Origin of the sequence: Actinomadura sp. KC345 (assembly GCF_004348515.1) — a bacterium.
GTDB lineage: Bacteria > Actinomycetota > Actinomycetes > Streptosporangiales > Streptosporangiaceae > Spirillospora.
This window is the reverse complement of record NZ_SMKH01000511.1, coordinates 1-2,791: the sequence shown is the minus strand read 5'-3', so window position 1 is coordinate 2,791 and position 2,791 is coordinate 1. Positions and strand designations below refer to the sequence as shown.

4 protein-coding genes are annotated in these 2,791 nt (G+C 64.7%); 2 read left to right on the top strand and 2 right to left on the bottom strand.

What is annotated here, in order from left to right; genetic code table 11:
• Window positions 1–24 precede the first annotated feature (24 nt).
• Window positions 25–240, bottom strand: a complete 216-nt coding sequence (locus tag E1281_RS38990) for a DUF397 domain-containing protein (RefSeq protein ID WP_131884713.1) — start codon at window positions 238–240, stop codon at window positions 25–27.
• Complete coding sequence (locus E1281_RS38985; protein ID WP_131884712.1) at window positions 231–1,040, bottom strand: helix-turn-helix transcriptional regulator; 810 nt, start codon at window positions 1,038–1,040, stop codon at window positions 231–233. Before E1281_RS38985 ends, E1281_RS38990 begins: the two co-directional genes overlap by 10 nt.
• 141 nt (window positions 1,041–1,181) lie before the next feature.
• On the opposite strand from E1281_RS38985, the gene E1281_RS38980 reads away from it, so the two are divergent.
• Together E1281_RS38980 and E1281_RS38975 are read left to right on the top strand one after the other, a co-directional pair.
• Window positions 1,182–1,586: an ATP-binding protein gene (locus E1281_RS38980; protein WP_131884711.1), complete on the top strand. Its 405-nt coding sequence runs from the start codon at window positions 1,182–1,184 to the stop codon at window positions 1,584–1,586.
• 195 nt (window positions 1,587–1,781) lie between these two features.
• Window positions 1,782–2,609 (top strand): hypothetical protein, encoded by an 828-nt coding sequence (locus E1281_RS38975; protein ID WP_131884710.1) that lies wholly within the window; start codon window positions 1,782–1,784, stop codon window positions 2,607–2,609.
• Window positions 2,610–2,791: the final 182 nt, after the last annotated feature.

Here is a 2,791-nt window from a genome sequence, read left to right as displayed (position 1 = left end):
TAAGAGACAGGACGGGACTCGCCGCTACTCGGTGGGTCCGGGGTGGTCAGTGGGTGGTGGGGCGGAGTGGACTGCTGTGCGCAGGGCCGCGCGGGTCAGCAGGAGGACGGGGCCGTCCGGGTCCTTGCTGTCCCTCACCGCCACCACCGACGCATCGGCCGCTTCGGCCAGCTCGACGCAGTTGCCGCCGTTGGATCCGGTGTAGCTGCTCTTGCGCCACTTGGCGTTTCTCAGGTCCATCTTTCTTGGACCGCCTTTCTAATCAACTCGCGTGACATTTCTTCGGTGAGGGCCCGTGAACGGAGGGCGTTGAGAGTGCGCGCCAGCACGGACAAGTCCGTTGGGTCGTCCGTCGTGATGGCGTGTATCGCCGTCTCGATATACGCGACCTCGCTTCGATCGTCCATCGTGGCGATGGTGAACGCGCCCATGTTGCCGTCGTGCTCGCCGCTTTCCAACACTACTTGAACCGTGACGTTGGGCAACAAGCTGAGCTCAAGCAGGTGTTCGAGCTGCTCCCTCATCGTCTCGGCCGTGCCGACCGGACGGCGAAGTGCCTGCTCATCAACCAGCAGGACAAGCTCTGGAGGCGTGTGTCCGTCGGTCCTCGTAAGGATCTCTTGGCGCGCGAGCCGCGCTGCTACGGCCTCTTCGTTGGCCTGCAGAAGGGCTGATGCGTAAGCCGGAGTCTGGACGAGACCCGCAATCAGCATGGGCTCCCATGAGACCAGCATCGCGGCGTCCGTTTCGATCTTCGGCCAATCGAACCAAACTGGGACCGGGTGACCGTTCCTGTTCAGGTCTTCCCATAGCTTGATCAGTGCGCCGTCTGCACCGATGATGCGGTCGACCTGCTCCACGAACGAACGGGCGGCGCGCCTTGTGCCGTTCTCGATACGGCTCACCTGAGCCTTGCTGATGTTCGTGTGGTCGGCGATTGATTGCTGCGTGATGCCCTTGGCCTCGCGCATCCGGCGCATCTGTCCACCGAACGCGATCAGGGCGGGGGATTCCTTCGGGCGTTGGCGTCGCGGGGGCATGGTCGTGAGGTTTCCTCTCCTCGGTACCTCGCCAAGAAAGCATTCCTGTCACCAGTGGTTGCCAAGCGTGACTGGAAACACCAACGTACCGTGGAGCCTTGCTAAATGTGTGGAGTTCGACACACACAGTGAGGAGAGATCATGGACCAGGCGGCGGCGGAGAACGAGATGGTGGTGAAGCAGGACCTGAAGGTGGTCGCGGAGGTCCGGCGGTTCGTGCGGCTGGTCACCGGCCAGTGGGGCATGGACGACTTCGTCCCGTGCCTGGTGGCGAGCGAACTGGTCACCAACGCGCTCCAGCACGCGGCGTCCGCGAGCGACGATGACGTGATCCTGCGGTTGAGCCGCACCGAGGACGACGCCCTGTGGATGGAGGTCCAGGACGCCGCCTGCGACCTCCCGCACATGCTGGCGGCCGACACGTCCAGCGAGACGGGCCGCGGCCTGTTCATCGTCGACCAGTACGCCCGCTGCTGGGGCATCCGTGCCCTAGCGGGCAACGCCGGCAAAATCGTCTTCGCGATCATCGACCCCCCGGTGCGTTGAGTTGCGGCGTGTTGTTGTTATGGAGGGTCGGATAACAACAACACGCCGCAAGTCAACGAGTGGGATACGGGCCTGTCACGAGGTGCGCGACGGGGATCGCGCGCGGTTATGACTTGGCGGGTGAGAACTCCCCGTGACATTCCATATACCCTCCGAAATCGTCCATTCCGGTATGCGGAGGCGATCAAGGCGGGCGTGACGGCTCAGCAGCTCCGGTCCGGGCAGTACCGGCGTGTGCTTTACGACGTGTACGTGTCCGCGAGCCTGGACGATTCCGTTCACGTCCGATGTGACGCCGCCGCGCTGATACTTCCGCAGACCGCGGTCTTCTGCGGAGTGACAGCGGCCCGCCTGTACGGCGTGCCGGTGCCGGACGGGGACCTGCGAGTTCACGCGGCCGTGCCCGCCACCGCGTCCACCGTGCCCCGTATCAAGCAGTTGAAGGTGCACAGCTACTCGATTCCGGCAGGGCAAGTGTGCAACCTGCACGGATGCCGCGTGATCGGCCCGGAGCGGCTCTTCCTCGAACTGGCGGCGGCGGTGCCCCGTATCGACCTCATCATCGCGGGCGACCACATGCTGAGGCGGCAGGTCAGCACTCGGGAGCGGCTCAACGCTTTCCTGAGGGACTGCCATCGGCGCCGCGGAGTCAGGAAGGCCAGGCTCGCGATGCCGCATCTGGAACCGCGGAGCGATTCACCGCCGGAGACGAGGCTGCGGATGCTGATCGTCGACGCCGGCCTCCCCCGGCCCGTCGCCAACCAGGACGTCTTCAACGACTGGGGCGTGTGGCTGGCGCGTCCCGACCTCTCCTACCCCGCTGTGAAGATCGCCATCGAGTACGAGGGCCTCCACCACCAGCAGGACCACGGCCAGTACAGCCGCGACATCGAACGCGACGGCCGGATGATCGACGACGGCTGGCTAGTCATCCGCGTCAACAAGGACGGACTCTTCCGCACCCCCCGCCAGGTGGTGAACCGCATCCGCAAAGCCCTCAACGCCCACCGTCCCCCACGTTGACTTGCGGCGTGTTGTTGTTATCCGACCCTCCAAAACAACAACACGCCGCAAGTCAACGGAGGAGGCGGCGGAGGGCTGGTTTGGAGATCTTGCCGGTGGAGGTTTTGGGCATCGTCTCGATGACCGTTACGGCTGCTGGGCGCTTTATTCGGGGGAGGCGGGCGGTGCAGTGGGCCTCTACC

What these genes read in the sequence shown, in the direction of transcription:
- E1281_RS38985 (WP_131884712.1), bottom strand. Translation starts at nt 1,040, where the DNA reads ATGCCCCCGCGACGCCAACGCCCGAAGGAATCCCCCGCCCTGATCGCG.
- E1281_RS38980 (WP_131884711.1), top strand. Translation starts at nt 1,182, where the DNA reads ATGGACCAGGCGGCGGCGGAGAACGAGATGGTGGTGAAGCAGGACCTG.
- E1281_RS38990 (WP_131884713.1), bottom strand. Translation starts at nt 240, where the DNA reads ATGGACCTGAGAAACGCCAAGTGGCGCAAGAGCAGCTACACCGGATCC.